Below are 25,719 nucleotides of genomic sequence, written 5' to 3' on the forward strand. Positions count from 1 at the left end.
ATGGCAAAACAGCTGCCAAAGCGCGACCTTGAGAACGTGGGCCTGGGCGTCACGGGCGCGTGCGTAGCGCTCGTGACGCTTGTCGTTGCCGCGCTCATCTTTATGGTCGCCCAAAAGGGCCTCTCGGCTTTTCTCAAGGACGGCGTCTCGGTCGTCGAGTTCTTCACCGGCACCAAGTGGGACCTGGCAAACACGGCCGAGGACGGTCTGCCCTATACCGGCGCCCTACCCTTGATCGTCACCTCGTTTGCGGTCATGGTGCTCTCCACGCTCATCGCGCTGCCCATCGCCATCGGCTCTGCCATCTTTGCGGTCGAGATCCAGCCTAAGTTTGGCTCCAAGGTCTTTCAGCCGCTTATTGAGCTTTTGACCGGCATTCCCTCGGTCGTCTTCGGCCTGATCGGCTTTCACGTGGTCGTCGGTCTTATGAAGAGCGTTTTTCACGTGAGCACGGGTCTGGGCATCTTGCCCGGCGCCATCGTGCTGGCCGTCATGATTCTGCCGACGATGACCACGCTTTCGGTCGATGGCCTGCGCGCCGTGCCCGACAGCTACCGTCAGGGCTCGCTTGCGCTGGGCTACACCCGCTGGCAGACCATCTGGCACGTGGTGCTCAAGTCCGCCATGCCCTCGCTCATGACCGCGATCATCCTGGGTATGACCCGCGCCTTTGGCGAGACGCTTGCCGTGCGCATGGTTATCGGCGGTATCGAGGCCATGCCGACGTCGCTGCTGTCGCCGGCGTCGACCATCACCACCACGCTCACCACGTCCATGGCGGTCTATGCCGAGGGCTCGGCCCAGGACGACGTCCTGTGGGCGCTCGGTCTGCTGTTGATGGGCATGAGCCTCATCTTTATCCTGATCATCCATCTCATTGGCCGCAAGGGGGCGAAGGCTCGTGGCTAGCACGCGCATCCATATCGACGAGGCGAGACTCGGGCGTGTCCAAAAGCGGGACCGCATCGCCACGGGCGTGCTGACGGCGATCGCCGCCATCGTCATGCTTATCGTCGTCTCCATGGTGGCCTACATCCTGTTCGAGGGTATCTCGACGCTGTTCCAGCCGGGCTTTCTCACGCAGCCCGCACGCGCCAACGGAACGCAGGGCGGCGTGCTCTACCAGCTGTTCGACTCGTTCTATCTGCTGCTGATCACCCTGATCATCTCGGTGCCCATCAGCCTGGGCGGCGCGGTCTTTTTGGTTGAGTACGCGCCCGATGGGCCTATTCGCGACATCGCCTCGACCGCCATCGAAACGCTGTCCTCGCTGCCTTCCATCGTCGTGGGCATGTTCGGCTTTCTGGTGTTTTCGGTGCAGCTGGGCTGGAAGTACTCCATCATCTCCGGCGCCGTCGCGCTCACCATGTTCAACATCCCCATCCTGGTGCGCGTGATTCAGCAGGCGCTCGAGGACGTGCCGCAGGCCCAGCGCGATGCGTGTCTGGCTATGGGCCTCACCCGCTGGGAGGCCACGCTGCACATCCTGATTCCCGAGGCCATGCCCGCCATCGTGACCGGCATCGTGCTTTCGGCCGGCCGTGTGTTTGGCGAGGCCGCGGCGTTGCTCTTTACCTCGGGCATGAGCTCGCCGGTTCGCCTGAACTTCTTGAGCTTTAACCTGTCGAGCCCCACCTGCGCCTGGAACGTGTTCCGTCCCGGTGAGTCGCTTGCCGTGCACATCTACAAGATCTATGGCGAGGGCAGCCCCGAGGCCCAGCAGATCGTCTGGGGCACCGCGGCACTGCTGATGATTTGCGTGCTGCTGTTTAACGTGGTCGCCCGTATCGTGGGCAAGCAACTGGCAAGGAAGATGACAGCCGAATGAGCGAGATGAATGCAACGCCCGTAACCGAAGCGGCATCGTCCGAGACCCAGGACTTTTTGTCGAGTGTGGGGGAGAGCGAAAAGCGCGTTCGTGTGAGCGGCAAGGCCGTGAGTGACGAGGTCGTGCTCTCCACCAAGGACGTCAACGTGTACTATGGCGACCACCATGCACTGCACGATACGTCGCTCGACTTTCACAAGGGCGAGATCACGGCGCTCATCGGGCCTTCGGGCTGCGGCAAGTCGACCTTTTTGCGCAGCCTTAACCTGATGAATCGCGAGATTCGCGGTTGCCGCGTGGAGGGCGAGATCAACTATCGCGGACGCAACGTGAACACCAAGACCGAGAACACGTACGAGCTGCGTCGCTCCATCGGCATGGTGTTCCAGCAGCCAAACCCCTTCCGCAAGTCCATTCGCGACAACATCACCTTTGCGCCCAAGCGCCACGGCATCACCGACCGTGACGAGCTCGACCGCATGGTCGAGGAAAGTCTGCGCGGTGCCGCGCTGTGGGACGAGGTCAAAGACAAGCTCGACAAGAGCGCCTACGCGCTTTCGGGCGGTCAGCAGCAGCGTCTGTGCATTGCGCGCACGCTGGCGCTCAACCCCGACGTAATCCTGTTTGACGAGCCCTGCTCGGCGCTCGACCCCATCTCGACGCTGGCGATCGAGGACCTCATGTCGTCGATCGTGGCCGACCGCGCCATCGTCATCGTGACGCACAACATGGAGCAGGCGTCGCGCGTGTCCAACCGCACGGCGTTTTTCTACATGGGCGATATGGTCGAGTACGACGAGACCGACGAGATTTTCCAACGGCCCAAGGATAAGCGGCTGAATGATTACCTCACCGGCATGTTCTCCTAGTCCGGGACATGCTTGAGGCCCGCGGCGGCCACGGTTGCCGCGGGACTGATTGGAGAGGCGGGTCATCTCTTGCGGGAGATGGCCCGCCTTTTTGTGTCGTGTGCTGGTGCGCTTGCCCAAAACCACCACGAAGGCGCCCGTCCCCTTTGTGGTGGTTTTCGCTATCATGGAGAACGTTGAATTTCTACGAAGGAGCAGGGCATATGGCGATTCTTTTGGGATGCGATTCCGTCAGCCTAGAGTTTCCCACCAAGCATATTTTCGATAGCGTGACGCTCGGCGTGGGCGAGGGCGACCGCATTGGTATTGTCGGTAAAAACGGCGACGGCAAGTCGACGCTGCTGAGCGTGCTCGCCGGCACGCTGGAGCCCGATGACGGACGCGTGACGCACCGCCGCGGCATCACGATCGGTCTACTCGGCCAAAAGGACCAGCTTGTCGATACCGATACCGTGCATCATGCCGTTGTGGGTGACGCCCCCGAGTACGAGTGGGCGTCGAGCCCCCGTACGCGCCAGATTCTGGCCGGTCTTATTAGCGATGTGCCCTGGGAGGGCATGGTAGGCGAGCTCTCGGGCGGTCAGCGCCGCCGCGTGGACCTCGCGCGCCTGCTGATCGGCGACTATGACGTGCTCATGCTCGATGAGCCCACCAACCATCTGGACATGCGCACCATCAACTGGCTTGCGCGTCACTTAAAGGCCCGCTGGCAGCGCGGTCAGGGCGCGATGCTCGTGGTCACGCACGATCGCTGGTTCTTGGACGAGGTCTGCACCAGCATGTGGGAGGTTCACGACGGCCAGGTCGATCCCTTCGAGGGCGGCTACTCGGCATACATCCTGCAGCGCGTGGAGCGCGACCGCATGGCCGCCGTCACCGAGGAGCGCCGCCGCAACATGGCGCGCAAGGAGCTCGCGTGGCTGAGCCGCGGCGCCCAGGCACGTTCCACCAAGCCCAAGTTTCGCGTGGATGCCGCTCGCGAGCTGATCGCCGACGTGCCGCCCGTGCGTGACGAGCTGGAGCTCAAGCGCCTGGCCGGTAGCCGCCTGGGCAAGCAGGTTATCGATGTGGTCGACGTGGATGCCGGCTATGCGGATGCCGATGGCACGTCCAAACAGGTGCTCACCGATGTGACCTGGCTCATCGGTGCGGGCGACCGCTATGGTCTTTTGGGCGAGAACGGCGCCGGCAAGTCGACGCTGCTCGACGTGATCCAGGGCAAGATCGCGCCCCTGCGCGGCCGCGTGAAGATCGGCCAGACGGTGCGCTTTGGCGTGCTGTCGCAGCAGCTCGAGGAGCTCGAACCCTACATGGGCGACACGATCCGCGAGGTGCTCAGCTACTATAAGAAGTACTACGTCATTGACGGCAAGGAGACTTCACCCGAGAAGCTCTGCGAGCGTCTGGGCTTTACGACGCAGCAGCTCTGGAGCCGCATCGGCGATCTTTCGGGCGGCCAGCGCCGTCGTCTGTCGCTGCTGCTGACGATCCTGGACGAGCCCAACGTGCTTATCCTGGACGAGCCCGGCAACGACTTGGATACCGACATGCTGGCGATTGTCGAGGACCTGCTCGACGGCTGGCCGGGCACGCTGATCCTGGTGACGCACGACCGCTTCTTGATGGAGCGCGTGACCGACCAGCAGTGGGCGCTGCTTGACGGTCATCTGACGCATATGCCCGGCGGCGTCGACCAGTACCTGCGCCTGTGCAACGCTACTGCCGAGGGCGAGCCCGTGGGCGCGCCGAGCGCCAAGACCGGCACGTTCGACACCGGCGCCGCAGCGGTTGCAGCCGAAAAGCCCAAGTCGAGCGGCCAGCCCAACGGACTTTCCAATGCCGAGCGCCAGAAGCTCCGCCGCGAGGTGAGCTCGCTCGAGCGCAAGATGGAGACGCAGCGCGCCCGCGTGGAGGAGGCCGAGGCCGCCATGGCCCAGGTCGATCCCACCAACTACACGGCGCTGGGCGAGCAGCAGGCAAAGATCGACGAGGCCCATGCCGCCATGGACGAGCTGGAGATGGCGTGGCTCGAGGCGAGCGAAAAGCTCGAGGGCGAGGAGTAGGCGAGGATGATCAAGGCCGCGTTTTTCGATATCGACGGCACGTTGCTGAGCTTTAAGACCCATCGGATTCCGGCGTCGGCGCAGCAGGTGCTCGACAGCTTTCGCGGGCAGGGGATTGCGTGCGTGATCGCTACGGGCCGCCCGACCTATCAGATGCCCGATTGGCTGTTCGACTTGGGTTGGGATGCGTACATTACGCTTTCGGGCCAGCGCTGCTTTGATGCCGAGGGGGTTTACCGCAGCTGTCCGATTGACCCGGACGACGTTGCGGTGATCGTGGGCCAGGTGGCCGAGGGGCGCTACGACTCGCTGTGCATGCAGGGCGAGAATTCGTTTGTGAACCGCCTGTCCGAGCGCGTGGTGACGGCTGGCAGTAACGCGGGGATTGTCTACCATGAGGAGCCGTTTGAGCACGCCTTTGACGCGCCGGTCTACCAGTTTTGCGCCTTTGTTGATCCGGCCGACGAGCATATCGTGACCGATTCCGTGTCGCATTCGCTCACTACGCGCTGGTGCGATCTGTTCTGCGATATTATTCCCGCTAACGGCGGCAAGGACCTGGGCGTGGCGGCGACGCTGGAGCGCTTGGGCATCGACGCGAGCGAGGCGATCGCCTTTGGCGACGGCGAGAACGACCTGTCGATGTTCTCGGCCGTGGGCACAAGTGTGGCCATGGGCAACGCGCAGGATACCGTGAAGGCCGCGGCGACCTACGTTACGACCGCCGTAGACGACGACGGCATTTACAACGCCGCCAAGCACTTTGGGCTACTGTAGCTGCGGCCGGCACTTAGGGACGTTCCTTTTCTGCCGGCAGCTGGGGACACTCCTTGCGGGGCGTCCCCATTTTGTTTTCGTCCCGCATGTTTTGTGAAACACGGCTAACTTTTAGGCAAAGTAGTAAGACATGGGCAACTTTTGCGGTAAAGTAAATCAAGCAAAAGTATCCAAAGGCTAACTAGAAGCCATCGCGAAAGGCGGCCCATGGCCCTGCGTGAATCCGGAGAAGACTATCTCGAATCGATCTACGTTCTATCGGAACGTCAGGGCATCGTGCGCTCGATCGACGTTGCGGAGTACCTCGGCGTAACCAAGGCGAGCGTTTCCAAGGCCATGGCGACGTTGGAAAGCAACGGCTATGTCGAAATGGGCAAGCGCGACGTTCATCTGACGGAGCGTGGTCTGGAGGTCGCTCGCCAAATGTGGGAGCGTCACTGCTTTTTTGTAGGGCTGCTAGAGGACGCAGGCGTAACGCCCGAGGTCGCGTCGCAAGAGGGCTGCCACATGGAGCACTGCCTGAGTGAGGAAAGCTTCGAGAAGCTAAGATCGATGCTGGGACGGGACAGCGACCGGGACCAGTAGCCCCGCCAACCAAGTCCAACTCAGACAAGGAACCCCGCCAGCAAGCGATGCCCAAGAACCGCCAGCTGTGTCAATGCAGGCCGGGGCCGGGCTTGGTTTTGAAAACACTCCGCAGCGCGAGGCCCACCTTTCCGTTGCTCCGCAGGAGCAAGAAAGACGGGCCTCATGCGCGAGGACGTTTTCAAAACCAAGCCCGGCCCCGGCCGGAGGGACCACGAGCGCTACAGGTTCTTGACACCCATCGCGCGCATGGCGTTCAGGATGGCGATGATCGCTACGCCCACGTCGCCAAAGACGGCAAACCACATATTGGCGATGCCCAGTGCCGCAAGCACCAGAATCAGCAGCTTAATGCCCAGTGCAAAGATGATGTTCTGCCAAACAATCGTCATGGTCTTGCGCGCCACGCGGATCGCGCGGGAAATGTTGGACGGCTTGTCGTCCATCAGCACCACGTCGGCGGCCTCGATTGCGGCGTCCGAGCCCATGGCGCCCATGGCAATGCCCACATCGGCGCGCGTAAGCACAGGCGCGTCGTTGATGCCGTCACCGACAAAGGCGAGCTTGCCCTTGCCACTTTCGGCCGCGAGCAACGCCTCAACGCGCTCGACCTTGTCGCCCGGCAGGAGCTGCGCGTGGAACTCGTCGAGACCGAGTTGCTTGGCCACAGACGCTGCAACCTCCTCGCGGTCGCCCGTGAGCATGACGGTGCGGTTGATACCGGCGGCATGCAGGTCGCGAATCGTTTGCTCCGCATCGGCCTTAACGGTGTCTGCAATCACGATGTGGCCGGCGTACACGCCGTCAACGAGCACGTGGAGGATCGTGCCGACAACCTCGCAGTCCGGTGCTTCAACGCCGGCCGCGGCGAGCATCTTAGCGTTGCCAACGACGACGTGCTTGCCGTCGATGGTTGCCGTCACGCCGTGGCCCGCGTCGTTGGCGGAGTCTCTCACGCGCTTGGGGTCGACCTCGCCCTGGTAGGCGTCGCGCACGGACTGCGCGATGGGGTGATCGAAGAACGACTCAGCAAGGGCTGCGACTTCGAGCAGCGACTGCTCGGTATAGCCAGCCTCGGGGTGCACCGCGACGACTGAGAACGTGCCGTTGGTGAGGGTGCCCGTTTTGTCGAAGACGATGGTGTCCACGTCGGCGAGCGTCTCGAGGTAGTTGGAGCCCTTGATGAGAACGCCCAGCTTGGACGCGCCGCCGATGCCGCCAAAGAAACTCAACGGTACGCTGATCACGAGGGCGCACGGGCAGCTGACGACCAGGAAGGTCAGGCCGCGCAGGATCCAATCGGACCAAGCGCCAGTCACCAGGCCGCCGCCAAGCGCGAGCACCGCGGCAGCGCCAGTGACGGCGGGGGTGTAGACGCGGGCAAAGCGCGTGATGAAGTTCTCGGTGCGCGCCTTCTTTTCGCTGGCATTCTCCACGAGCTCCAGAACACGCGCGACGGTTGACTCGCCAAAGGGCTTGGTGGTGCGCACGTGGATGAGGCCCGTCATGTTGATGCAGCCGCTGATGATATCGTCGCCGGTCTTGGCGGGGCGGGGGACTGACTCGCCCGTGAGCGCGGCGGTGTCGAGCTGGGTTTCGCCCTCGACGATGACGCCGTCGATAGGCACGCGCTCGCCGGGCTTGACCACGATCACGGTGCCGACGGCGATGTCATCGGGAAAGACCTGTTCGAGTGTGCCGTCGGCTTGCTCGACGTTAGCGTAGTCGGGCGCGATGTCCATCATGGCACTGATCGACTTGCGGCTCTTGCCCACGGCGTATGCCTGGAACAACTCGCCGACCTGGTAGAACAGCATGACGGCGGCGCCTTCGGCCATGTGCGGGTCGGTGTCGGGGAAGAGCACCATGGCAAACGCGCCGATGGTCGCGACGGCCATGAGGAAGCTCTCGTCGAAGGCCTTGCCGCGGCGGATGTTATTGAATGCCTTTTGCAGTACGTCGTAGCCGGCAATCAAAAACGGCACGAGGAACAGCGCGAAGCTGGCGTAGATGTTGCCGGGCTCCCCAAATGCGATAGTGAGGGCGCCGAGCTCGTCGAGGGCATAAACAACGGCAAAAATGCCCAGTGCTACCAGGATGCGGTTGCGCTTGTGCTCAAGGGACTCTTTCTTCTTGCGCTTCTTCTTTTTCTTTTTGGGGTCGGCGGCTGCCATGATTCAAACCTCCCATTTGAGTGTATGAACACTTGCTCATATAATTTCGCGAGCAAAGGCCGCGGCAAGCGCGGCCTTACAGGTCAACGTGTGCGCGGGTTAGAGAATGATCTCGCAGTCCGGCTCGGCGTCGGCGGTGAACTCAACGACGCGGTCCAGGACCTCGTCGAACTTGGCGTCGTCGGCCTCGAGCGTCAGCTTCTGGGTCATAAAGTTGACCGAAACGGACTTGACGCCATCGAGCTTAGCCAGCTCGTCCTGAAGTTCACGCGCGCAGTTGGCGCAATCGATCTCGTCGAGCTTAAACTGCTTTTTCATGGTGGGTTCCTTTCCCTGTGTTGGCGGTCTGGGTGCCGGCCGCGCTGATACCGTGGTTGATTGCTATTCGCAGATATGGCTCATGCCCTGGTTGAGCATGGTATAGACATGATCGTCAGCGAGCGAGTAGAGAATGTTGCGGCCGTCGCGGCGGAACTTGACCAGGTGCGACTGCTTAAGCGTGCGCAGCTGGTGCGACACCGCAGACTGCGAGGTCGCGGTCGCTTCGGCGATGTCAGCCACGCAGAGCTCGCGGCCCATGAGGGCATAGAGAATCTTGATGCGCGTGGTGTCGCTGAAGACCTTGAACAGGTCGGCAAGGTCGTAGAGAAGTTCCTCGTCGGGAAGGTCCTCGGGCGAGCAGGTGGTGGGGACGATCGGCTCGGTGGCCTCGATGCCAGTCTTTGTTTCATCAGCGTGGCTGCTCATTGCAATATCCTTTCATATGAACATGCGCTCATATAACTTACTTCCGATTATATGAGCGCATGTTCATATGTCAATGACGTACAGGTAATTCGTCGCATAAAATGATGGGGAATAGTGGACGAGATTCCGGACTGAGCGGTTTTGATAGCCGATGCCGGGGTGGGTGCCCCCGCGCCGTGCAAAAATTGGAGTATTCTGCAACTATAGGGGGTCCGTTAATCTATTCCAGGCCAAATAAAGCCGCTCAAGAGTTATCCAAGGGCGGTAAACAGACAAGGTCTTCCTCAAATGTTGCCTAACGTTCCCGTTCGATAGCGTTTTTGTTTTTCATTTGGATTAACTTGTGGGTGCTGGAGGGCCGACCCTGCTGAATACTCGCAATTTTGCACATCGCTAGGGTACCCACCTTGTTAGCCGGTCTAGCTTCCGGCCCCGAAGATTCTGCCCTCGGGCGCGAGGCTGCTTATTTGGGCAAATGATGGGCTGTCGGATTCGACAGTCTGCATGTCATCGATTGCCGGAACTTCATTTATTGTCGGGTCATCCAGCGTGATGCCTTCGAGTGTTGCTTTTTCGAGGTCGATTCGTTGACGATCTTCGGAATCCTGGCGAAGCTGCTTCTGAATTCTCTTTTTCTCTTCTATAAACCTTCTGAGCACAAACTGTCTCAGGTCCTCTTGCATGATTTGAAAGTCTTTTGGCAGACGCGAGGGGCGTATGCCCTCTTTCCGTTGGATCGCCTCCATGACCCTAACGAAAGCGCTGGCATGCATAAAGGAATAACGACTGACGGTGATGATTCCGTATCCCATGGACGCAAGCGCATTCTTGCGCTCCTCATCGATGGCGCGGTCTTCTTCCGCGTCATGATAAAACCCGTTGTATTCAATGTCTGTGCGAGATTTCTTTAGATACGCATCCATAAAGAACTTTTTGCGTCTCGTGAGATTCTTTGCGGCAGCGGTGACCTGCACCTCGCAATCGGTCTCAATTCCCTTAATACCAAGCCCTCCTTCGCTTTTAGGCAGCGTTAGCATCATGACAAAGGCCGTTTCCATAGGAGACCGGCATCCGTCGCGCACACATTGAATCGCCTTTCGGGCAAGGGCCAGACCGTCGCATCTGGTAATGGAATTAAAGAACTGTTTTAACCTTTCGGTCGAGGTGAGCGCGAAACGCTCGTTATACGAGGTGGAAGAGCCGGTTCCAAGGGAGTAAGCGCCGCACAATTCAAAGTAGTACTCCACCAGTTCGCGAAAAGGGAGATAGGTGGCGGCCTGAAGTGCGCAAAGCTCAACGCCAACAATGAAGATGCCATCTTTGAGCTCTATAAAGCGTGAGCTCGAGAATCGTTTTGACGAAACGTGGCATTGACAGTTCATTGCATAGCGCGCATTCCTGCGATCAAACACCATTACTTCGAGGCAATCATTTGCGTCAAGGGAAACATCGTGTTTGGTGAGCCATTCTACGGCTGCGTCAAGGAGCGTTCCGGTGGGACATGATCCGTAAATCGCGGCAGGGTTACAGGGCTCGGTGTCTTTCGTAGACGCCGAATGCGCGGCCTGGTAGACCGCTTTTGCAGTGGTATGTGACAATACGATACTCATGGTATATATCGTGTCAGCTAATGCCGTGCTGATGGCGCTGAGTGGGAAAGTCGTTTTAGGGGCCTAACCAAATGCTGTCCAAAAGCTTGACGCAATTATGGGTTGGCATGCCTAAAATCAATGTTATCGCAGCTTAGCTATAGCATATAAAAACTCAATTGCTGCACATTTGATATCGATGCATCACCATCCGACAACGAATTACGTGTCGGGAATTGGCCGAAATCGTTCAAAATGAGGGTTCAGAATTTGTGATGGCAGATCTATCTGTGGAACGTAGGGCGGCCCCGCTGCGGTGTTTCCCGCTGCGAGGCCGCTCGTGAGCAAGTAGTGTTTGTCGCAGGCGTTGCTATTTCGCGAATAGGTTCTTGAGGTTGAACTCGGCCTGTACCGTGCGGAGCATGAGGTCGGTGTCGTCCAGACCCAGATGCTGCTCGTTGGCGTCGGGCGCGAGGGTGCCGCGACGGCGTGCCCAGTTCTCGAGCGCGGCGGGGGCGGACTCGCGGGGGAGCGAGCGCACGTCGGCGTCCAGGCTGCGGCAGATCTGGCGCGAGTCGATGACGATGATCTTGCCGGCGCGGCGTGCCTCGGCGTAGCCGTCCAGGTGGATCTTGAACCAGCTGTCCTCAAAGGCGGCGTTGTGTGCCATGTACGGGTACTTCTTCATAAGCTTGAGCAGCTGCTTTTGCAGCTCTTTGTTCTCGCGGAACGGCTTTTTGCCGTCGATGTCGTCCCAGGTGATGTGGTGGATATTCGACAACGGCACATCCTCGCCGCGGTAGATGTCGGGCAGGCCGCAGTAGTGTGCCTCGGCGTCATGCGGGACGGCGTCGCTGGTGAGCTCCATGATCTCCCAGCCCACGTTGATGATATAGCCGCGCTCGGGTGCACGTCCGGTGGTCTCGATGTCGATACCGAGCACGGTGCCCTGGATGGGCTTGCGGGCGTAGGCCACGCCGAGCGCGTCGCGGTCGCCGCGGATTTCGCGCATAACGGACGCGGCGGTGCGCTTTTGCATCTTGCCGATGGCGGCGCAGGTGTCGGCATCGGACAGGCCGCGCGAGAGCGTCGCGGGCGTCACGTTGCGCAGACGCGCCTCGCCAATCTGGTCGCACAGGTCGCGGTTGCGGTCGGCCAGGTCGCGCACGGTGGCAAAGTCGAAGCCGGGGTCGCCCTCGGCGGTAAAGTACTCGGTCTCGAGCACCTTGAGGGCCTCCTCGCCCTTCTGGCGCTCGGACTCCATGGCGCCGTGGTCGCCGTAGATAAACATGGGGATAAACGGCTGGCGCTCGTATTCGAGTGCTTGCGATACGTTCATATGCTACTCCTTGGACGGGCCGCGTTGTGCGGCTCGAGGTTACTGAGTTATGGCGAGATGATAGTTTACCATAGGCAACTATTGGCACCGCGCCCGGGACAACTACAATACCCTAGTTGACCGCTAGAACTTTTACAATGCTGCCGAAAGACACGAAAGGTTCCATCCGTCATGGATTTACTGATTGATATTCTGCTCGACGCCGGCAAGGACACGCTGTCGCTGGTGCCGTTTTTGTTGGTGACGTATCTTGCTCTCGAGACACTTGAGCACGTTGCGGGCGACCGCGTCAACGGCGCTATCAAGCGCGCCGGCGCTGCGGGTCCCGTGGTTGGCTCGCTGCTGGGCATGGTGCCGCAGTGCGGATTTTCGGCCATGGCAGCAACGCTGTACGCCGGCCGTGTCGTGACCTTGGGCACGTTGGTGGCGGTGTTCCTTTCGACCTCCGATGAGATGCTGCCGCTGTTGCTTGCCGAGCAGGTTCCCGTGCAGACTATGGCGATGCTTTTGGCTTCGAAAGCGCTGATCGCACTGGTCACGGGTTTTATCGTGGACGCTGCCATTCGCGGCCTGCGCCGTAACGCCCGCGCGCACGCGGCGATTCGCCGTACCGTGCTGGGAACCGCGGCCAACCCGGCCCACGTGAACTGCGCGCACGACGACCACAGCGGCGGTGACATCATCGACGAGGTGGCCGAGGCAGGCGTGAGCGCCGACCACATCCACGAGCTGTGCGAGCGCGACCATTGCGGTTGTGATGAAGACGAGGACGAGCACGAACACGGACATGGCCACGATCACGGTCATGAGGGCGAACATGAACACCATGATGGTCACGGTCACTCTCACTCCCACGAAGGGACGCCTGTCCTGTCGATCATCCGCAGTGCGATCTCGCACACCGTGCAGGTCTCGGTATTCATTTTTCTGGTGACGCTGATTCTGGTCGCCGTGCTCGAGACGTTCGGCGAGTCCGCGATCGAGCAGTTCCTGCGCGGCAACGAGACACTCGCTGTCCTGGGTTCGGCGCTTGTCGGGCTGATTCCCAATTGCTCGGCGAGCGTGGTCATTACACAGCTGTATCTGGAAGGCGCGCTGCAACTGGCGCCGATGCTCGCCGGCACGCTCATTTCCGCCGGCGTGGGTTATCTGGTGCTGTTCCGCACCAACCGCAGCGCCCGCGAAAATGCCGTGTTCCTGATCATGATGTACGTCATCGGCACTGGCTGGGGCCTCATCCTCTCCGCCGTTGGCCTCTAAGTAGGCCTAAAAAATGGGCTTCAAATAGCCATGCTCAGCGCCTGCGCAATGCGGCGACGCATGGCATTTTGAAGCCCGTTTTTTGTTGAGCCATGGATTCCGAGCGCTCACACCGCTCAAAACAAAAAGGTAGATTTTAGGCATGTCTCAAAAATCTACCTTGGTTAGTGCAGCAACTCGGTGAGGTTGCGTTTAAAGCGGGCGCGGTCTTCGCTGGTAAATGCTGCCGGACCGCGAGTGCGTCCGCCGGCGCGGCGTACCTTCTTTTCCTCGTGGCGAATAAACAGCTGCATGTCGATAGTCGCCTTGTCGTACACGCGCCCGCGCACACCGATGGCGGCGGCATCGCGCCCGAGCACCATGCTCGCCAAGCCAATGTCCTGCGTCACGACCACGTCGCCCGCCTGCAGGCGTTCGACAATGGCAAAGTCGGCGCTGTCGGCGCCCACGCTCACATCGAGCGTCGTGACCCAAAAGCCGCGTCGCGCGTGCTCGGCATCGCGCGGGTCGTCGCGGCGAATGTGCCGTTCCAGGTTTTGCGTGCTGTTGCCGGCGATAACAACGGCGACGCCCGCCCGCCGCGCGCAGTCAATCGACTCGCGCGTGACCGGGCAGGCGTCGGCATCAATAAAGAGCGTTCGCGGCATCTAGTGCACCAGTTTGCCAAATTGAATAGCGCGAACAATCAGCGTAACGCCAAACACCAGCAGCGCGGCGCCGCTAAAGATGACGAGCATCTTGGCCGACCACAGCGGATAGATAAACACGAACATGCCGGCGATGATGGAAAGTGCGCCGCTCAGGATAGCGAGGGCGCGGTTGGACGAAAGCTCGGACTCCAGAATGGACATGACACCTTCGACAATCCAGCCAAAGCCGGCCACGATAACCACCATCGTGGTGAGCGTCGCGGTCGAGAAGGCCTGGTTGCGCAGGATTATGACGCCGCCCAAGATAATGAGTAGGTTGGAGATGATGCTCGTCACGCGCCAGCCGGTGGGCAGCAGCGGCTCAAAAATGGCAGTGAATAGTCTGATGGCAGCAGTGATTACAAAGTAAAAACCCAGGACAGTCGTCAAAAAGACGAGGGACTTGGCAGGTGCAAAAAGCAGCGCGATACCAGCAATGAGTGCTAAGACGCCCGTGATGGCGTAGATCCAGCGTACGGCCTTGACGGCTTTGCCCGCCATGCTTTTCTCGTCAAATCCAAACTGGCTCGATTTTTGGTCATCGTTCTTAAAGATGCCCATAAGTCTCCTTTCCGTGCGGCGTAAGCCTTGATCGTTACAACCAGTATCCCCTAAGGGCGCTGACGTATGGGTCGGGGAGGGCGAAACGTAACCCAAAGGCCCCGAATTGTTTCCGTTGTTCCCCACGTCGCGATTTTCTATTCAACAGGTGTAGAACATTGCAGCCCTGTTCGTTATTGCCTACGTTTTAGGTTAGATTTTCCTAAGGACAATTGGCTTGTATTGGGGGTCCCTATGAACGAAACAGTTCCCGCGGCGCCGGTAAGCGCAGAATCGATGGCAAAGCAGGGCCGCGAAAAGCTCGGCTTGGACGCGTTTGATGCGTTGGTTCGTCGCGCCCGCACGTGCCGTCGCTTTGACGAGTCCATGCGCGTGCCGCGCGAGTTTTTGCTCGAGCTGGCGGAACTGGCGCACCTGACCCCGTGTGGTGCCAATGCTCAGCGTCTGCGTTTTCACGTGGTGAGCGGTGCCGAGGATTGCGCGCGTGTATTTGACGAGCTCGCATGGGCCGGCGCACTTAAGGACTGGCCGGGTCCTGCCGAGGGTGAGCGCCCGACCGGCTACATCGCGATTCTGGCCGAGCGCGCCGTTCCGGGCAAGCCTGTCGCTCCCATTACTGAGGTCGACACGGGCATTGCCGCACAGACGATGATGCTCGCCGCCCGCAGCGCCACGCCCGAGGTGGCAGCCTGCATGTTCAAGGCCTTTACGCCCCACGCGATCGATGCCATGGGGCTCGATAACGACAAGTATGAGCTCAAGCTGATCATGGCGTTTGGCGTTCCGGCCGAGACACAGGTGATCGATGCGATCGATTCCAACCCCGATGGCTCCATCAATTATTGGCGCGACGAGGCACAGGTGCACCGCGTACCCAAGCGTTCGCTCGCCGACGTGCTGGTGTAGCTGAGCGTCACCGCGGCGTGATCAGACGGTAAACCACCACAAAGGTGCCTGTCCCCTTTGTGGTGGTACGAGGGGAGGGCGTGTGGCAGATCTGTATTTGGTGCGGCATGGGCAGACTGAGCTCAATGTGCAGAGCATTTTGCAGGGCTGGCACGATTCGCCGCTTACGGCGCGCGGGCGCGAGCAGGCGCTGACGGCGCGTACGGCGTTTGCGGCGCGTGGCGTGGCCTTTGATCATGTGTATTCCTCGCCGTTGGGCCGGGCGCGGCATACGGCCGAGCTTATCGTTGGCGAGGGCCGTTCCATTGAGCTGGTCGATGACCTGCGTGAGTGGCATTTTGGCTCGCTGGAGGGCACATCAAATCGCGAGATGCCGCCGCAGCCCTGGGGCGATTATCCGGTGGCCTTTGGCGGCGAGTCGGAAGTGCAGCTTCAGTCGCGCATGGTCGCGGCGCTGTCCCGTATTATGGCCCGGCCGCAGCACGACTGCGTGCTGGCGGTTTCCCACGGCTCAGCCTGCCAGGAGTTTCTTGAGTATGTGACTGGCGGGGGAGAGCTGCCCGACAACGGTGCCGTGCTTCATTTTGGCTATTGCGACGGGGCGTTTTCGCTCTTGGGTTGGTAACGAACGAAAGGACCCCTATGAATAAAGATCTGTATCTGGTCCGTCATGGACAGACGATATTCAACCTTAAGCGTATCATTCAGGGGTGGAGTGACTCGCCGCTTACGCAGTTGGGTTGCGACCAGGCGGCGCGCGCCGGCATGTTTTTACGTGCGCGCGGCATTGAGCCCGATCATGCCTACACCTCTACGCTTCATCGCACCGAGCAGACTATCGCCAACTTGTGGCCGGGCTTGGCGTACGAGCGCCTGGACGGCCTGCGTGAGTGGTTCTTTGGCGACTTTGAGGCCGAGCGCGTGATGCTTATGCCCGAGCGCCCGTGGCGCGACTTCTATCGGCAGTTTGGCGGCGAGGGCCAGATCCAGGTGCGCACGCGCATGGTGGCGACGCTGACCGATCTTATGCAGCGTCCGGACCATACGTGCGTGCTCGCGGTAAGTCATGGCTCAGCTATCAAGGAGTTTTTGGACCACGTGCGGGGCGCGGCGGCTGACGAGCGCGAACGCGTGCCGGGCAACTGCTCAGTGCTGCATTTTGCGTTTGACGATGCGGCCGATACGTTTGAACTGGTCGAAGTCTTTACGCAGGAAGACTACGCGCGCGAGCTGGGGCTAGAGCCGCTCGTGGCGGCGGCAGGTCCGCAGCGTGGATAACGCTGACGTTGCGGCCCGGTTTACCGGCGTAATTGTTTGATGCGAAAAGGGCGGAGGTGCATGCGTTTGCTGCATCTCCGCCCCTTGTTTGTTTGGATGCTGGGTTTTCCAGCTTAGCGTTTGAGTTCGCTAGAACCGTGAGACCTGGTGAGTGAGCAGACCCGTCGGAACCTGCGGCGCGCTGCCGCTGACCTGCGCGGCGGGGAACAGCACGGCTACAGCAAAGTTGAACGGCTCTTTGCCAGAGTAGGCGCCGGCAGCGCGGGCCTCGTCGGCCAGAATCTGCGATGCCCCAGCCAGTGCGGCGACATAGGCGGAGTCACCGGCGAACACCGGGTCGGGCGCCTGATCGAGCATGGCACGGATGGCGGCAACGGCGTCCTCGCGCTTGACCTCCCACACGCGATGTGTGACGCCCGCGGGATCGGTGACGGCGTAGAGCGATGCGCCCTCTTTGGCAGCGCTCAAAATGATATCCATGACGGGCGACGCCTCGTAGGCGAGCGACACGGGGCGCGGCTGCACCTTAAGCTCGGCGATCGCGCGCGCGGCGGCGAGTGCGTCGACGCTCTCGGCGGCAGCCTCGTCGCTACCCGTCAGTACGTTAACCGGGCAAATCGCCACGACACCCGTCGCGCGACCCGGCTCGCCCGAGCATTCGTACACGTAATACGCCGCGCCTGGATCCTTGAGCATTAGGCCGTCAGCAATGGCGCCGCGCAGGGCGTCGTTGCCGCTCAGGATACCGCCCATCGCAGGCAGCGCCTCGAGCGCACGGTCCTGAGCCGGGCGGATGCAGGGAAACGGAAGTGCTTTCATGGGCGGTCCTAACGCGCGAGTCGGTTTGTTCGCGGCTTATTATGCCCCAACTTGGCCGCTTGCGTCCCAGAGCGTGTTATCGGCAAGCGCGATGAGCACGTTTTGGCAGCGAACGATATCGGCATGGGGCACATACTCGTCGGGCTTGTGTGCGAGCGCCAACGAGCCGGGGCCGTAGCTCATACAATTGCGGTTGCCTGTCTTGCCGGCAATGACGGCGGTATCGGTGTAGCCGGTAAAGAAGCCGACGGTCGTGTCCGCGTCCGTTACGTCATCGGCGGCACGCTTGAGCGCTGCTAGAAGGGGAGAGTTCGGGTCGCGCTCGATGGCGGGGCGGTCGCCCGTTACGGTGTAGCTGCCATGGCAACCGGGAACGGCGGCTTCGGCGACGGCGATGGCATGCTCGACCATATTGATTGCGGCGGCCGTATCGGTCGGCGGGGTCAGGCGCATGTCGACCCAGACTTTGGCGCGGTCGGGTACGACGTAGGGGCGATATCCGCCCTCGATTTGGCCAAACGTGATGGTCGAAGGCCCCAGCTCATCGTGCGCGGGCAGCGCCGCAAACGCGCGACGAAGCGAACACACGACCTCGGCCATGGCGGCGACGGCATCCGCGCCCTTCCAAGGCTGGCTCGCATGCGCCGTCACGCCAGCCATTTCAATCTCGAACCACGTACGCCCCTTGTGCGCCACCTGGATCTGTCCGTCGGTGGGCTCGGTGTCCAGCACCCATTCGCGCGAGCTGACCCAGCCAGCATCGATCGCGGCCTCTGAGCCGCGCATGAAGTCTTCCTCGTCGACCGAGCAGATGAGCGAAAAGCCGCGGCGTGGCAGCGCGCCATCCGCCGCCACGCGCTCGAGCGTATGGACCAGTGCGGCAATGGCGCAGGCCAGGCCACCCTTCATATCGCAGGCACCGCGGCCATAGAGTTTATCGTCGCGCACAACCGCCCCAAGCGGTGCGATGTCTGCGTCCCAGCCATCGCCCAAGGTGACGGTATCCATGTGGCAGATATAGATCAGCCGCGGCTCGTCGCTTTGGCCCGGCACGGTGACTTTAAGGTTGCGGCGCCCGGGCAGCACTTCGAGCTCCTCAATCTGCACGGCATCGAGCGCAGAACTATCAAGTTGTGCCAGCTGCTGCTCAATGAGCCTCTTAATGAAGCGCTCGATCTCGTCCTCATACGCGCCCGGGTCTGAGCTTTCGATCCGCACAAGCTCCTGCGCAAGCCGCCAGGCAAAGTCCTCATCAACCATATGCAACCTCACAATCAGTTTGCTTTCCAAACCGATTGTAAGCCTCCTGAGAGATCCGCGACGTGGGCGTGGCAGTATTTACCGTTCGCAGGCCGAGCCAGTGCGTTTGCCGTCCGAGCGGGTTTACAAGCGACGCAGCGGGTACGTACCCTTCATGGACGACATGCTGTGCGACATATCTGCCTTTCGGTATCACCGGATACCCCCACAGGTCTTGGCAATAATGCCGGACCTGCCTGATTCTGTAGACGATCCGCGCAGGGAGCACCTATGTGAGCATCCGCTCGTCAAGCATTTCCTGGGCACCCCGTTACACGTGTTGGCGCAGGGCGTCTGCGGGCGCAAGGGCGATCGCATTGTCAGGCATGTTTGGAACGGGGAGAGGCCGTTTGATTCCGTGCGGCAGACGGAGTTTGGCCTCGATGTTGCGTCCCCACTCTTTACCCTGCTGACCCTGGCTTCCTCGGTCTCAAACGAGCGTCTAATCATGTGCATGTATGAGATGTGCGGCACCTTTGCCGTGTGCAAGATTGCGCCTCAGGTAAAGTCGGCACTTGAGCAGGCATACGGGGGCCGGTGGGGTGACGCACGGTCGGGCTGGGAAAACGTAAAGGATGTCTCGGGGAATCCAACGGACTTGTGGAAACGACCTCCCTTGATCGAGCTCTCTGAGCTTACAGAGTTCGTCGATAAGGTCCGGGGGCTCCGCGGCGCTAAATCGTTCATACGAGCCGCGAAATGCATTACGGGGGTGGCAGCATCGCCGCTCGAGGTCCAGGCTTCGATGCTGTTTGGCCTTACGAGGTTGCGCGGCGGCGAAGGGCTGAGCCTTACCAATAACGTTGAGATTCGTATGACGCGCAGCGCCCGCCTGATTTCGGGGCTTGATAGGCGCTATGCCGATATCCTGCTGGCAAATAAGGACGGCAGCCGAGAGTGTCTGGTTGAATGCCAGGGTAAAGCCATTCACGGATCCATTGAATCCAAGATTTCGGACTCCGATCGAACGACGGCGCTGCAAGCGATGGGATATCCCGTCATTCTGATGACCTATGGTCAGCTGGCCGACTCCGATGCCTTCCGCGTGGTGATGGAGCTCATCATGTCCTATCTCGATGTGCCGCTGAAAGACAAGACGCCGCGACAGCAGGAGCTCGAACGGCGGCTTCGTGAGGAGATTTTTATCGATTGGGCAGGAATGTAGCCGCGCGGGTGGAAAACGGTCGCGCGGACTAGAGTTTTGGTCACAAAAAGACTTATATTTCGCCTTGGAGGGGCCTTAAAAATGCTATCTAGAATAAGTTGTTTCGGAAAATGGACAGTCAACTTACATTCGGCACATAGAGATCGATTTTTACCTACTAAAGTCCCTGATAAAGCTGTTTATCAAAGCGGGTGTGCTTAGCGACTTGAGCCTCACTATCGATTATCTGAAAAAACTTGTTATGGGTATCATTTTAAAGTCGTCCGGAGCAACAAAATCGGCCCCGTTTCGTGAAAACGGGGGCCGAATGGGCTTCGTGGTCTGTCTGGCAGGATTGGCGCCGGCGCTATTTAATCACGCGCACACGATACATCGACGGAATATGCTTGAGTGCCTCGATCGTGCTGCCGTCCAGGTGCTCATCGGTGTCGAACATGGTGTAGGCGTTCTCGCCAGCGGACTCGTTGGTCATGCGCTGCACGTTGGCGTTGTCCTTGGCGAGAATGGCCGTGATCTGGCCGATCATGTTGGGCACGTTGGCATGCAGGCAGGCAATGCGGCTTGCGGCGCGCGCCTTGCCCATGCTGCAGGCGGGGTAGTTGACGCTGTGCGCGATGTTGCCGTTTTCCAGGTAATCCTTGAGCTCGCTGATGGCCATGTCGGCGCAGTTGGCCTCGGCCTCGCCGGTGCCGGCGCCCGAATGCGTGGTGATAAACGTGTTGGGCATCTTGACGGTCTTGGGCGTGGCAAAGTCGCAGCTAAACCAGCTGAGCTTGCCCTCGCGCAGGGCAGCGTCGACGGCGTCCTCGTCAATGATGGTTTCGCGCGCGTAGTTGATGAGCACGGCGTCGGGCGCCAGCAGGTCGATCTGCTCGGTGCTGATCATGCCGATGGTATCGGCCTTGCTGGGCACGTGCACGGTGAGGTAGTCGCAGCCGCGGCAGAGGTCCTCGAGCGTGCCCACGCGCTGCACCTCGCGACTCAGCACCCATGCGTGCTCGACGGAAATGAACGGGTCGTAGCCGTAGACGTCCATGCCCAGATCGACACAGGCGTTGGCGACCTTGGAGCCCACGTTGCCCAGGCCGATGACGCCGATGCGCTTGCCCTTGAGCTCGCGGCCCACAAAGGCCTTCTTGGCCTTTTCGGCATCGACCTGAATCTCGGGGTCGTCGGCGTTGTCACGCACCCAGTTCATCGATTGCACCACGCCGCGGCTCGAGAGCACCAACATGCCCAGGACGAGCTCCTTGACGGCGTTGCTGTTGGCGCCGGGGGAGTTAAAGACGACGACGCCCTTCTTGGCGTACTCCTCGACGGGGATGTTGTTGACGCCGGCGCCGCAGCGGGCGATGGCGCGGATGCCCTCGGGCAGCTCGTAGCCGTGCAGGTCGGTGGAGCGCATCAGAATGGCGTCGGCCTCCTCGGCGGTGCCCACAAACTCGTAGCCCTCGCCAAATTCGACTTTGCCGTCCTTGGTAATGTCGTCGATGGTTTTAATCTTGCGCATGAAAAACTCCTTAGCGGATTTGTTTATAACAAGTGGTTTGAAGTGGCTGGTCGGTCCGCGTGTTGCGGGCTAGTTAGATCGCGGGCTCAAACTATGCTGCGCTTCGAAGTCCTTCACGTACGTGGCCAGCGCCTGCACGTCCTCCATGGTGACGGCGTTGTACACGCTGGCGCGCATTCCGCCGACGAGGCGATGGCCCTTGACGTTTTGGATCTGGTGCTCTGCCGCGCCCGCAACAAAGGCCGCGTCGAGTTCGGCGTCGCCGGTACGGAACGTGACGTTGGCGATGGAGCGGCTGTTGGCCTGCGCGGTGCCATGGAACAGCTCGCTGTGCTCGAGCAGGTCGTAGAGCAGGTTGGCCTTGGCCCAGTTGCGCTCGGCCATGGCGGCAAGTCCGCCGGTCTGCTCAACCCAACGGAACACCTTGCCGCACACGTAGATGCCAAAGGTGTTGGGCGTGTTGAGCATGGAGCCCTTGGCGGCCTGGGTCTTAAGGTTCATGTACTGCGGCGTCTGCGCAAAGGCCGGGCCGTCGGCGATCAGGTCGTCGCGCACGATGACCACGGTCACGCCAGCGGCGCCGGCGTTTTTCTGAGCGCCGGCGTAGATGAGTCCGTAGCGCTCGACGTCGAGTGGCTGCGACAAAAAGCAGCTCGAAACATCGGCGACCAGCGGCACATCGCCGCAGTTAGGCAGCTCGCGGTACATGGTGCCAAAGATGGTGTTGTTCTGGCAGATGTAGACGTAGTCGAGCCCGTCGCCCGCAGCCTCGGCGGCAATACGCGCGTTGATGTCGGCCATGTCGGGGATGCGGTCGAAGTTGGTGTCTTCGGAGCTCGCGAGCAGCACGGCCTCGCCGTACTTGGCGGCCTCCTTGTACGCCTTGTTGGCAAAGTTGCCGGTCACGATGTAGCCGGCGCGCCCGCGGCGCATGAGGTTCATGGGGATGCCCGCAAACTGCAGCGTGGCGCCGCCCTGCAAAAACAGGACACGGTAGTTGTCGGGGATGCTCAGCAGACGGCGCAGGGTTGCCTCGGCGTCGTTGATAATCTGCTGGTACATGCTAGATCGATGGCTCATCTCGAGTACGGACATGCCGCAACCGCGGTAGTCCATCATCTCGTCGGCGATCTCGGCGAGCACGCTTGTAGGCAGCGCGGCCGGGCCAGCTGAGAAGTTGTGCACACGTGCCATCTTCTAGTTCCCCTCGTAGTCGTTTGAACGTTCGGGATACTTTAGCACAGTGGAGCGTCAGGCGCGACCGAATCACAGCAAAACCCGAGTGCGCCGCTATGATTTACAGGATGGTTACATGGGGGAGGGGTGCTTTACTCCTCGGGCAAATCCAAATCTGCGAGCGAAGGCATGAGGTTCTCTAGGCGCTTGATTTCTTCGTCGCAAATTAGCTAACCCCTGGTCACTACGACGCCAGCGTGGCGATGACGGCTTCGTCGCCGGCGTATATGAGGGTGTTGCCGTCGGGGATGATCGTTTGGCCGTCGCGTTTGAGCATCACCACGATAAAGGGGTGCTTGCCTTGCGGCACGTCGCGCAGGCGCTGACCGGCCAGGCGACCGTGGGGCGTCACGGTGACCTCGCGCAGCGTAACCTCGGCACGCTCTTCGAACGTTGGGGCTGCCATCACCAGAAGGTCGCCTTCCTCGATGACGGTATCGCCGTTGGGCAGTACCGGGTGCGCCCCGTCGCGCAGCACCAAGACCACGAGCATGTCTGTGGCGCTGCCAATGTCCGCGAGCGAGCGTCCGGCAAACGGATGGCCAGCGCCCACCTTGAGCTTTACAAACGACATGCCGTCCTCGTCGCGGTAGTCGTTAAAGGTGCGGCGTACGTCGCCGGCCGCATCGATCATATCGAGTTTCTTCGCCACCGCCGGCAGTAGCGAACCCTGCACCACAATGCTCGATACGGCAATCACAAACACCAGGTCAAACAGGTCGTGACCGCCGGGAACGCCGGCTACCATGGCAAAGAGGCTAAAGACGACCGAAGCCGCGCCGCGCAAGCCCGCCCAGCTTACGAGTGCAACCTGGCGAGGGTTCGTCTTAAAGGGCACCAGCAGCAGACCGACGGCGATGGGGCGGCTCACGAAGAGCATAAACGCCATGAGCGCCAGGCCGGGTAGCAGCATTTGCGGCAGGCGCGCGGGCGTGACGAGTAGGCCCAGCAAAAAGAAGATGGTCATCTCGGCCATCTCGGTGAGGGTGTCAAAGAAGTGCGCCAGCTCGACCTTGCCGGTGATGTCGCTCGCGCCCAGCACAATGCCGGCCAGGTACACGGCCAAAAAGCCGTTGCCGCCCAGGTAGCTCGGCAGCGCGTAGGCGACGATTGCCACGGCGAACAAAAAGATGGTCTGCGCGCCCTCGGCTGTTGCGCGTGCGCGTTCAATCAGGTGGCCCGCCGCCCAGCCGATGGCAAGGCCCAGGCCCACGCCCAGGATAATCTGCTTGGCCAGCAGTGTGGGAATGTTGATGTCGCCGCCGGCTGCGAGTGTGGCGAGCACGGCGGTGAGCATGTAGGCGACGGGGTCGTTGGAGCCCGATTCGACCTCGAGCAGCGAGTCGGTGCCGCCCCTCAGCGAAAGGCTGTGCTCGCGCAGAACGCTAAAGACGCTGGCCGCGTCGGTGGACGCCACGACCGATCCCAGCAGCAGGCCGCCGATCCAGTCGAAGCCCAGCACAAAGTGGGCGAACACGCCGGTGATGCCTGCGGTGATGACGACGCCGAGCGTGCTCAGCAGCACCGCCGGCGCGGCGACGGGCTTGGCGCGGTCTATGTTGGTGTTAAAGCCGCCGTAGAACATGATGAACAATAGCGCCGTGCTGCAGACGGTTTCGGTGAGTGCGTAGTCGCTAAAGTCGATGTGAGCCGGCCCGTTGACGCCCAACAGCATGCCGAGCGCGATAAAGATGAGCAGGGTGGGGAAGGGGAGTTTTTTGCCGACGGGCTTGATGGTCAGGCACAGAATAATAACGAGGCCGATAAAGAGAAGGATCTGGTTCATGGATGGTGTCCGCTCCTGGGTGGTTGGCGTGGCACGGTCAGTTGTCTGCGGTTATTTGTACCCAAAGATGGTGGGTTTATGGGGTTAGATTGCGGGCGTGCGCGATATCGTCATAGACGGCTGCCGTCTTTGCCTCTGCTCGGAAACCCTTTCCAGCTTTATTGCAACGGAGTACAATGGGTAACGTTTAAGTTCAACTTGAAGTTTTAGTTGCGGCACCGGGCTTCGGCCGCAATGCAAGGAGAGGCGTACCATGGCGATCTATGTGACATCTGATGCTCACGGACACGTGCATGCGCTTGACGAGGCCCTGTCTAAGATCTCGTTGACGTCCGACGACACGCTGTACGTGCTGGGCGACATGATTGATCGCGGGCCCGATCCGGTCGGCGTTATTAAGCTCGTGCGCTCGCTGCCTAACGCCCGCGTTCTCAAGGGCAATCACGAGCAGATCATGCTCGATGCCATCATTGGCCAGGATCCGCTCGATGCCGAGACCTGGGATATCAACGGTGGCTGGACGACGCGCGAGCAGCTCAACGACATGGAATTTGAGGCATACGAGGAGCTCGTGCGATGGATGGCCGCGCTGCCGCTCTACGCGGTGGTCGAGACCGAGGAGCGCCCGTATCTGCTGGTACATGCTGGAATCGAGATGAAGGCGGCGCGCGCGTTTTTACTTGAGCATGGCGTCGATTGTGCCGATGGCGTCGGAGCGGTGGGTGCCGATCGCGAGCTGCTGCAGCAGATGCTCGCGGTGCAGTCGTCCGATGACCTGCTGTGGATTCGTCACGGCTATTGGGATGCGCCGACGGGACTGCTTTCTGCCGAGGGCGAGGGTCCGGTCGTGGTGAGCGGCCACACGCCCACGGTGTCGCTTGGGCGCTATTGCGAGGTTGGCGGCCTGGCGGGGCTTGATGAGGAGTCGGGCCGCGGGCAGATTGTGCGCCTGGGTGGCGAGGATACCGCCGGCGTGCCCGATCGCATCGACATCGACTGCGCCGCCGCCACCGGCTCCGAGTTCGGTCGCGTGGGCATCCTGCGGCTCGATGATGGGGCGGAGTTCTACGCGAACATCAACCCGGGCGAATAATCGGTGCAAGTGGTAGCTAATTTGGGACGGGGCTTTTTTGACTACTCTTGCCCTTCTGCCCGCTAATTGATTTCTCTGGGACGGGGATTAAATAATCATTTGGCTGCCCGCTGGCTAAGTGAGTAGACTTTTTTGGAAATGCCGAG

24 protein-coding genes are annotated in these 25,719 nt (G+C 60.8%); 12 read left to right on the plus strand and 12 right to left on the minus strand.

Annotated features, from left to right (window positions below; genetic code table 11):
- The 6 genes from pstC (at window position 1) to DW233_RS05465 (ending at window position 6,122) form a co-directional block, all read left to right on the plus strand.
- The gene (pstC, locus tag DW233_RS05440) at window positions 1-909 is read left to right on the plus strand and encodes a phosphate ABC transporter permease subunit PstC (protein ID WP_118267123.1); all 909 of its coding nucleotides are present in this window, start codon (window positions 1-3) and stop codon (window positions 907-909) included.
- Window positions 902-1,828 (plus strand): phosphate ABC transporter permease PstA, encoded by a 927-nt coding sequence (pstA, locus tag DW233_RS05445; protein ID WP_199574590.1) that lies wholly within the window; start codon window positions 902-904, stop codon window positions 1,826-1,828. The genes pstC and pstA overlap by 8 nt, the downstream gene beginning before the upstream one ends.
- Window positions 1,825-2,697 (plus strand): phosphate ABC transporter ATP-binding protein PstB, encoded by an 873-nt coding sequence (gene pstB, locus DW233_RS05450; RefSeq protein WP_118267127.1) that lies wholly within the window; start codon window positions 1,825-1,827, stop codon window positions 2,695-2,697. Before pstA ends, pstB begins: the two co-directional genes overlap by 4 nt.
- A 203-nt stretch (window positions 2,698-2,900) precedes the next feature.
- Window positions 2,901-4,760 (plus strand): ABC-F family ATP-binding cassette domain-containing protein, encoded by a 1,860-nt coding sequence (locus tag DW233_RS05455; RefSeq protein ID WP_118267129.1) that lies wholly within the window; start codon window positions 2,901-2,903, stop codon window positions 4,758-4,760.
- A gap of 6 nt (window positions 4,761-4,766) precedes the next feature.
- The gene (locus DW233_RS05460; RefSeq protein ID WP_118267131.1) at window positions 4,767-5,537 is read left to right on the plus strand and encodes a Cof-type HAD-IIB family hydrolase; all 771 of its coding nucleotides are present in this window, start codon (window positions 4,767-4,769) and stop codon (window positions 5,535-5,537) included.
- Window positions 5,538-5,744: 207 nt separating this feature from the next.
- Window positions 5,745-6,122 (plus strand): metal-dependent transcriptional regulator, encoded by a 378-nt coding sequence (locus DW233_RS05465; protein WP_118267133.1) that lies wholly within the window; start codon window positions 5,745-5,747, stop codon window positions 6,120-6,122.
- 221 nt (window positions 6,123-6,343) lie between these two features.
- Here the strand turns inward: DW233_RS05465 and DW233_RS05470 are convergent, their stop codons facing one another.
- From DW233_RS05470 to DW233_RS05490, 5 genes are all read right to left on the minus strand, one after another.
- Window positions 6,344-8,296 carry a heavy metal translocating P-type ATPase gene (locus DW233_RS05470; RefSeq protein ID WP_199574591.1) on the minus strand — a complete coding sequence of 651 codons (1,953 nt, stop codon included), beginning with the start codon at window positions 8,294-8,296 and terminating at the stop codon, window positions 6,344-6,346.
- A gap of 99 nt (window positions 8,297-8,395) precedes the next feature.
- A complete protein-coding gene (locus DW233_RS05475) occupies window positions 8,396-8,614 on the minus strand; it encodes a cation transporter (RefSeq protein WP_055252067.1) in 219 nt (72 codons plus the stop codon).
- A 63-nt stretch (window positions 8,615-8,677) separates the two neighbouring features.
- Entirely contained in the window at window positions 8,678-9,043 is a 366-nt protein-coding gene (locus DW233_RS05480; protein WP_055252065.1) for a helix-turn-helix transcriptional regulator, read from the minus strand.
- A gap of 419 nt (window positions 9,044-9,462) precedes the next feature.
- Entirely contained in the window at window positions 9,463-10,653 is a 1,191-nt protein-coding gene (locus DW233_RS05485) for a hypothetical protein (protein WP_118267135.1), read from the minus strand.
- Between the two features lie 349 nt (window positions 10,654-11,002).
- Window positions 11,003-11,971 carry a hypothetical protein gene (locus DW233_RS05490; protein WP_055252061.1) on the minus strand — a complete coding sequence of 323 codons (969 nt, stop codon included), beginning with the start codon at window positions 11,969-11,971 and terminating at the stop codon, window positions 11,003-11,005.
- Window positions 11,972-12,142: 171 nt separating this feature from the next.
- On the opposite strand from DW233_RS05490, the gene DW233_RS05495 reads away from it, so the two are divergent.
- Window positions 12,143-13,231, plus strand: a complete 1,089-nt coding sequence (locus DW233_RS05495; RefSeq protein WP_089572076.1) for a putative manganese transporter — start codon at window positions 12,143-12,145, stop codon at window positions 13,229-13,231.
- Window positions 13,232-13,395: 164 nt separating this feature from the next.
- On the opposite strand, the gene DW233_RS05500 is transcribed toward DW233_RS05495, so the two are convergent.
- Both DW233_RS05500 and DW233_RS05505 read right to left on the minus strand, forming a co-directional pair.
- Window positions 13,396-13,878 (minus strand): DUF188 domain-containing protein, encoded by a 483-nt coding sequence (locus DW233_RS05500; RefSeq protein ID WP_055252057.1) that lies wholly within the window; start codon window positions 13,876-13,878, stop codon window positions 13,396-13,398.
- Window positions 13,879-14,481 carry an HdeD family acid-resistance protein gene (locus tag DW233_RS05505; RefSeq protein WP_117797862.1) on the minus strand — a complete coding sequence of 201 codons (603 nt, stop codon included), beginning with the start codon at window positions 14,479-14,481 and terminating at the stop codon, window positions 13,879-13,881.
- A 234-nt stretch (window positions 14,482-14,715) separates the two neighbouring features.
- On the opposite strand from DW233_RS05505, the gene DW233_RS05510 reads away from it, so the two are divergent.
- The 3 genes from DW233_RS05510 to DW233_RS05520 all read left to right on the plus strand — a co-directional run bounded on the left by DW233_RS05510 (window position 14,716) and on the right by DW233_RS05520 (window position 16,665).
- Window positions 14,716-15,387 carry a nitroreductase family protein gene (locus tag DW233_RS05510; protein ID WP_158567810.1) on the plus strand — a complete coding sequence of 224 codons (672 nt, stop codon included), beginning with the start codon at window positions 14,716-14,718 and terminating at the stop codon, window positions 15,385-15,387.
- A gap of 82 nt (window positions 15,388-15,469) precedes the next feature.
- Entirely contained in the window at window positions 15,470-16,012 is a 543-nt protein-coding gene (locus DW233_RS05515) for a histidine phosphatase family protein (protein ID WP_055252053.1), read from the plus strand.
- A gap of 17 nt (window positions 16,013-16,029) precedes the next feature.
- Entirely contained in the window at window positions 16,030-16,665 is a 636-nt protein-coding gene (locus DW233_RS05520) for a histidine phosphatase family protein (RefSeq protein ID WP_117563979.1), read from the plus strand.
- A 129-nt stretch (window positions 16,666-16,794) separates the two neighbouring features.
- On the opposite strand, the gene DW233_RS05525 is transcribed toward DW233_RS05520, so the two are convergent.
- Both DW233_RS05525 and DW233_RS05530 read right to left on the minus strand, forming a co-directional pair.
- Window positions 16,795-17,484 (minus strand): DUF1015 family protein, encoded by a 690-nt coding sequence (locus tag DW233_RS05525; RefSeq protein ID WP_118267139.1) that lies wholly within the window; start codon window positions 17,482-17,484, stop codon window positions 16,795-16,797.
- A 39-nt stretch (window positions 17,485-17,523) separates the two neighbouring features.
- The gene (locus tag DW233_RS05530) at window positions 17,524-18,744 is read right to left on the minus strand and encodes a M20 family metallopeptidase (RefSeq protein ID WP_118267140.1); all 1,221 of its coding nucleotides are present in this window, start codon (window positions 18,742-18,744) and stop codon (window positions 17,524-17,526) included.
- A 223-nt stretch (window positions 18,745-18,967) separates the two neighbouring features.
- On the opposite strand from DW233_RS05530, the gene DW233_RS05535 reads away from it, so the two are divergent.
- The gene (locus DW233_RS05535) at window positions 18,968-19,948 is read left to right on the plus strand and encodes a hypothetical protein (RefSeq protein ID WP_147357135.1); all 981 of its coding nucleotides are present in this window, start codon (window positions 18,968-18,970) and stop codon (window positions 19,946-19,948) included.
- A 346-nt stretch (window positions 19,949-20,294) separates the two neighbouring features.
- Here the strand turns inward: DW233_RS05535 and DW233_RS05540 are convergent, their stop codons facing one another.
- The 3 genes from DW233_RS05540 to DW233_RS05550 form a co-directional block, all read right to left on the minus strand.
- Entirely contained in the window at window positions 20,295-21,458 is a 1,164-nt protein-coding gene (locus DW233_RS05540) for a phosphoglycerate dehydrogenase (protein ID WP_117735908.1), read from the minus strand.
- 69 nt (window positions 21,459-21,527) lie between these two features.
- A complete protein-coding gene (gene serC, locus DW233_RS05545) occupies window positions 21,528-22,652 on the minus strand; it encodes a 3-phosphoserine/phosphohydroxythreonine transaminase (RefSeq protein ID WP_118267144.1) in 1,125 nt (374 codons plus the stop codon).
- 226 nt (window positions 22,653-22,878) lie between these two features.
- The gene (locus DW233_RS05550) at window positions 22,879-24,480 is read right to left on the minus strand and encodes a potassium/proton antiporter (protein ID WP_118267146.1); all 1,602 of its coding nucleotides are present in this window, start codon (window positions 24,478-24,480) and stop codon (window positions 22,879-22,881) included.
- Window positions 24,481-24,733: 253 nt separating this feature from the next.
- Here DW233_RS05550 and DW233_RS05555 point away from each other — a divergent pair, with 253 nt between their 5' ends.
- Complete coding sequence (locus DW233_RS05555; protein WP_118267147.1) at window positions 24,734-25,573, plus strand: metallophosphoesterase family protein; 840 nt, start codon at window positions 24,734-24,736, stop codon at window positions 25,571-25,573.
- The last annotated feature ends 146 nt before the right edge of the window (window positions 25,574-25,719 follow it).

It is taken from the genome of Collinsella sp. AM20-15AC (genome assembly GCF_003471405.1).
Lineage (GTDB): Bacteria > Actinomycetota > Coriobacteriia > Coriobacteriales > Coriobacteriaceae > Collinsella.

What these genes read in the sequence shown, in the direction of transcription:
- serC (WP_118267144.1), bottom strand. Translation starts at nt 22,652, where the DNA reads ATGGCACGTGTGCACAACTTCTCAGCTGGCCCGGCCGCGCTGCCTACA.
- DW233_RS05465 (WP_118267133.1), top strand. Translation starts at nt 5,745, where the DNA reads ATGGCCCTGCGTGAATCCGGAGAAGACTATCTCGAATCGATCTACGTT.
- DW233_RS05500 (WP_055252057.1), bottom strand. Translation starts at nt 13,878, where the DNA reads ATGCCGCGAACGCTCTTTATTGATGCCGACGCCTGCCCGGTCACGCGC.
- DW233_RS05550 (WP_118267146.1), bottom strand. Translation starts at nt 24,480, where the DNA reads ATGAACCAGATCCTTCTCTTTATCGGCCTCGTTATTATTCTGTGCCTG.
- DW233_RS05530 (WP_118267140.1), bottom strand. Translation starts at nt 18,744, where the DNA reads ATGGTTGATGAGGACTTTGCCTGGCGGCTTGCGCAGGAGCTTGTGCGG.
- DW233_RS05475 (WP_055252067.1), bottom strand. Translation starts at nt 8,614, where the DNA reads ATGAAAAAGCAGTTTAAGCTCGACGAGATCGATTGCGCCAACTGCGCG.
- pstB (WP_118267127.1), top strand. Translation starts at nt 1,825, where the DNA reads ATGAGCGAGATGAATGCAACGCCCGTAACCGAAGCGGCATCGTCCGAG.
- DW233_RS05460 (WP_118267131.1), top strand. Translation starts at nt 4,767, where the DNA reads ATGATCAAGGCCGCGTTTTTCGATATCGACGGCACGTTGCTGAGCTTT.
- DW233_RS05520 (WP_117563979.1), top strand. Translation starts at nt 16,030, where the DNA reads ATGAATAAAGATCTGTATCTGGTCCGTCATGGACAGACGATATTCAAC.
- DW233_RS05535 (WP_147357135.1), top strand. Translation starts at nt 18,968, where the DNA reads ATGCCGGACCTGCCTGATTCTGTAGACGATCCGCGCAGGGAGCACCTA.
- DW233_RS05490 (WP_055252061.1), bottom strand. Translation starts at nt 11,971, where the DNA reads ATGAACGTATCGCAAGCACTCGAATACGAGCGCCAGCCGTTTATCCCC.
- pstC (WP_118267123.1), top strand. Translation starts at nt 1, where the DNA reads ATGGCAAAACAGCTGCCAAAGCGCGACCTTGAGAACGTGGGCCTGGGC.
- DW233_RS05525 (WP_118267139.1), bottom strand. Translation starts at nt 17,484, where the DNA reads ATGAAAGCACTTCCGTTTCCCTGCATCCGCCCGGCTCAGGACCGTGCG.
- DW233_RS05540 (WP_117735908.1), bottom strand. Translation starts at nt 21,458, where the DNA reads ATGCGCAAGATTAAAACCATCGACGACATTACCAAGGACGGCAAAGTC.
- DW233_RS05510 (WP_158567810.1), top strand. Translation starts at nt 14,716, where the DNA reads ATGAACGAAACAGTTCCCGCGGCGCCGGTAAGCGCAGAATCGATGGCA.
- DW233_RS05485 (WP_118267135.1), bottom strand. Translation starts at nt 10,653, where the DNA reads ATGAGTATCGTATTGTCACATACCACTGCAAAAGCGGTCTACCAGGCC.
- DW233_RS05480 (WP_055252065.1), bottom strand. Translation starts at nt 9,043, where the DNA reads ATGAGCAGCCACGCTGATGAAACAAAGACTGGCATCGAGGCCACCGAG.
- DW233_RS05470 (WP_199574591.1), bottom strand. Translation starts at nt 8,296, where the DNA reads ATGGCAGCCGCCGACCCCAAAAAGAAAAAGAAGAAGCGCAAGAAGAAA.
- DW233_RS05555 (WP_118267147.1), top strand. Translation starts at nt 24,734, where the DNA reads ATGGCGATCTATGTGACATCTGATGCTCACGGACACGTGCATGCGCTT.
- DW233_RS05505 (WP_117797862.1), bottom strand. Translation starts at nt 14,481, where the DNA reads ATGGGCATCTTTAAGAACGATGACCAAAAATCGAGCCAGTTTGGATTT.
- DW233_RS05495 (WP_089572076.1), top strand. Translation starts at nt 12,143, where the DNA reads ATGGATTTACTGATTGATATTCTGCTCGACGCCGGCAAGGACACGCTG.
- DW233_RS05455 (WP_118267129.1), top strand. Translation starts at nt 2,901, where the DNA reads ATGGCGATTCTTTTGGGATGCGATTCCGTCAGCCTAGAGTTTCCCACC.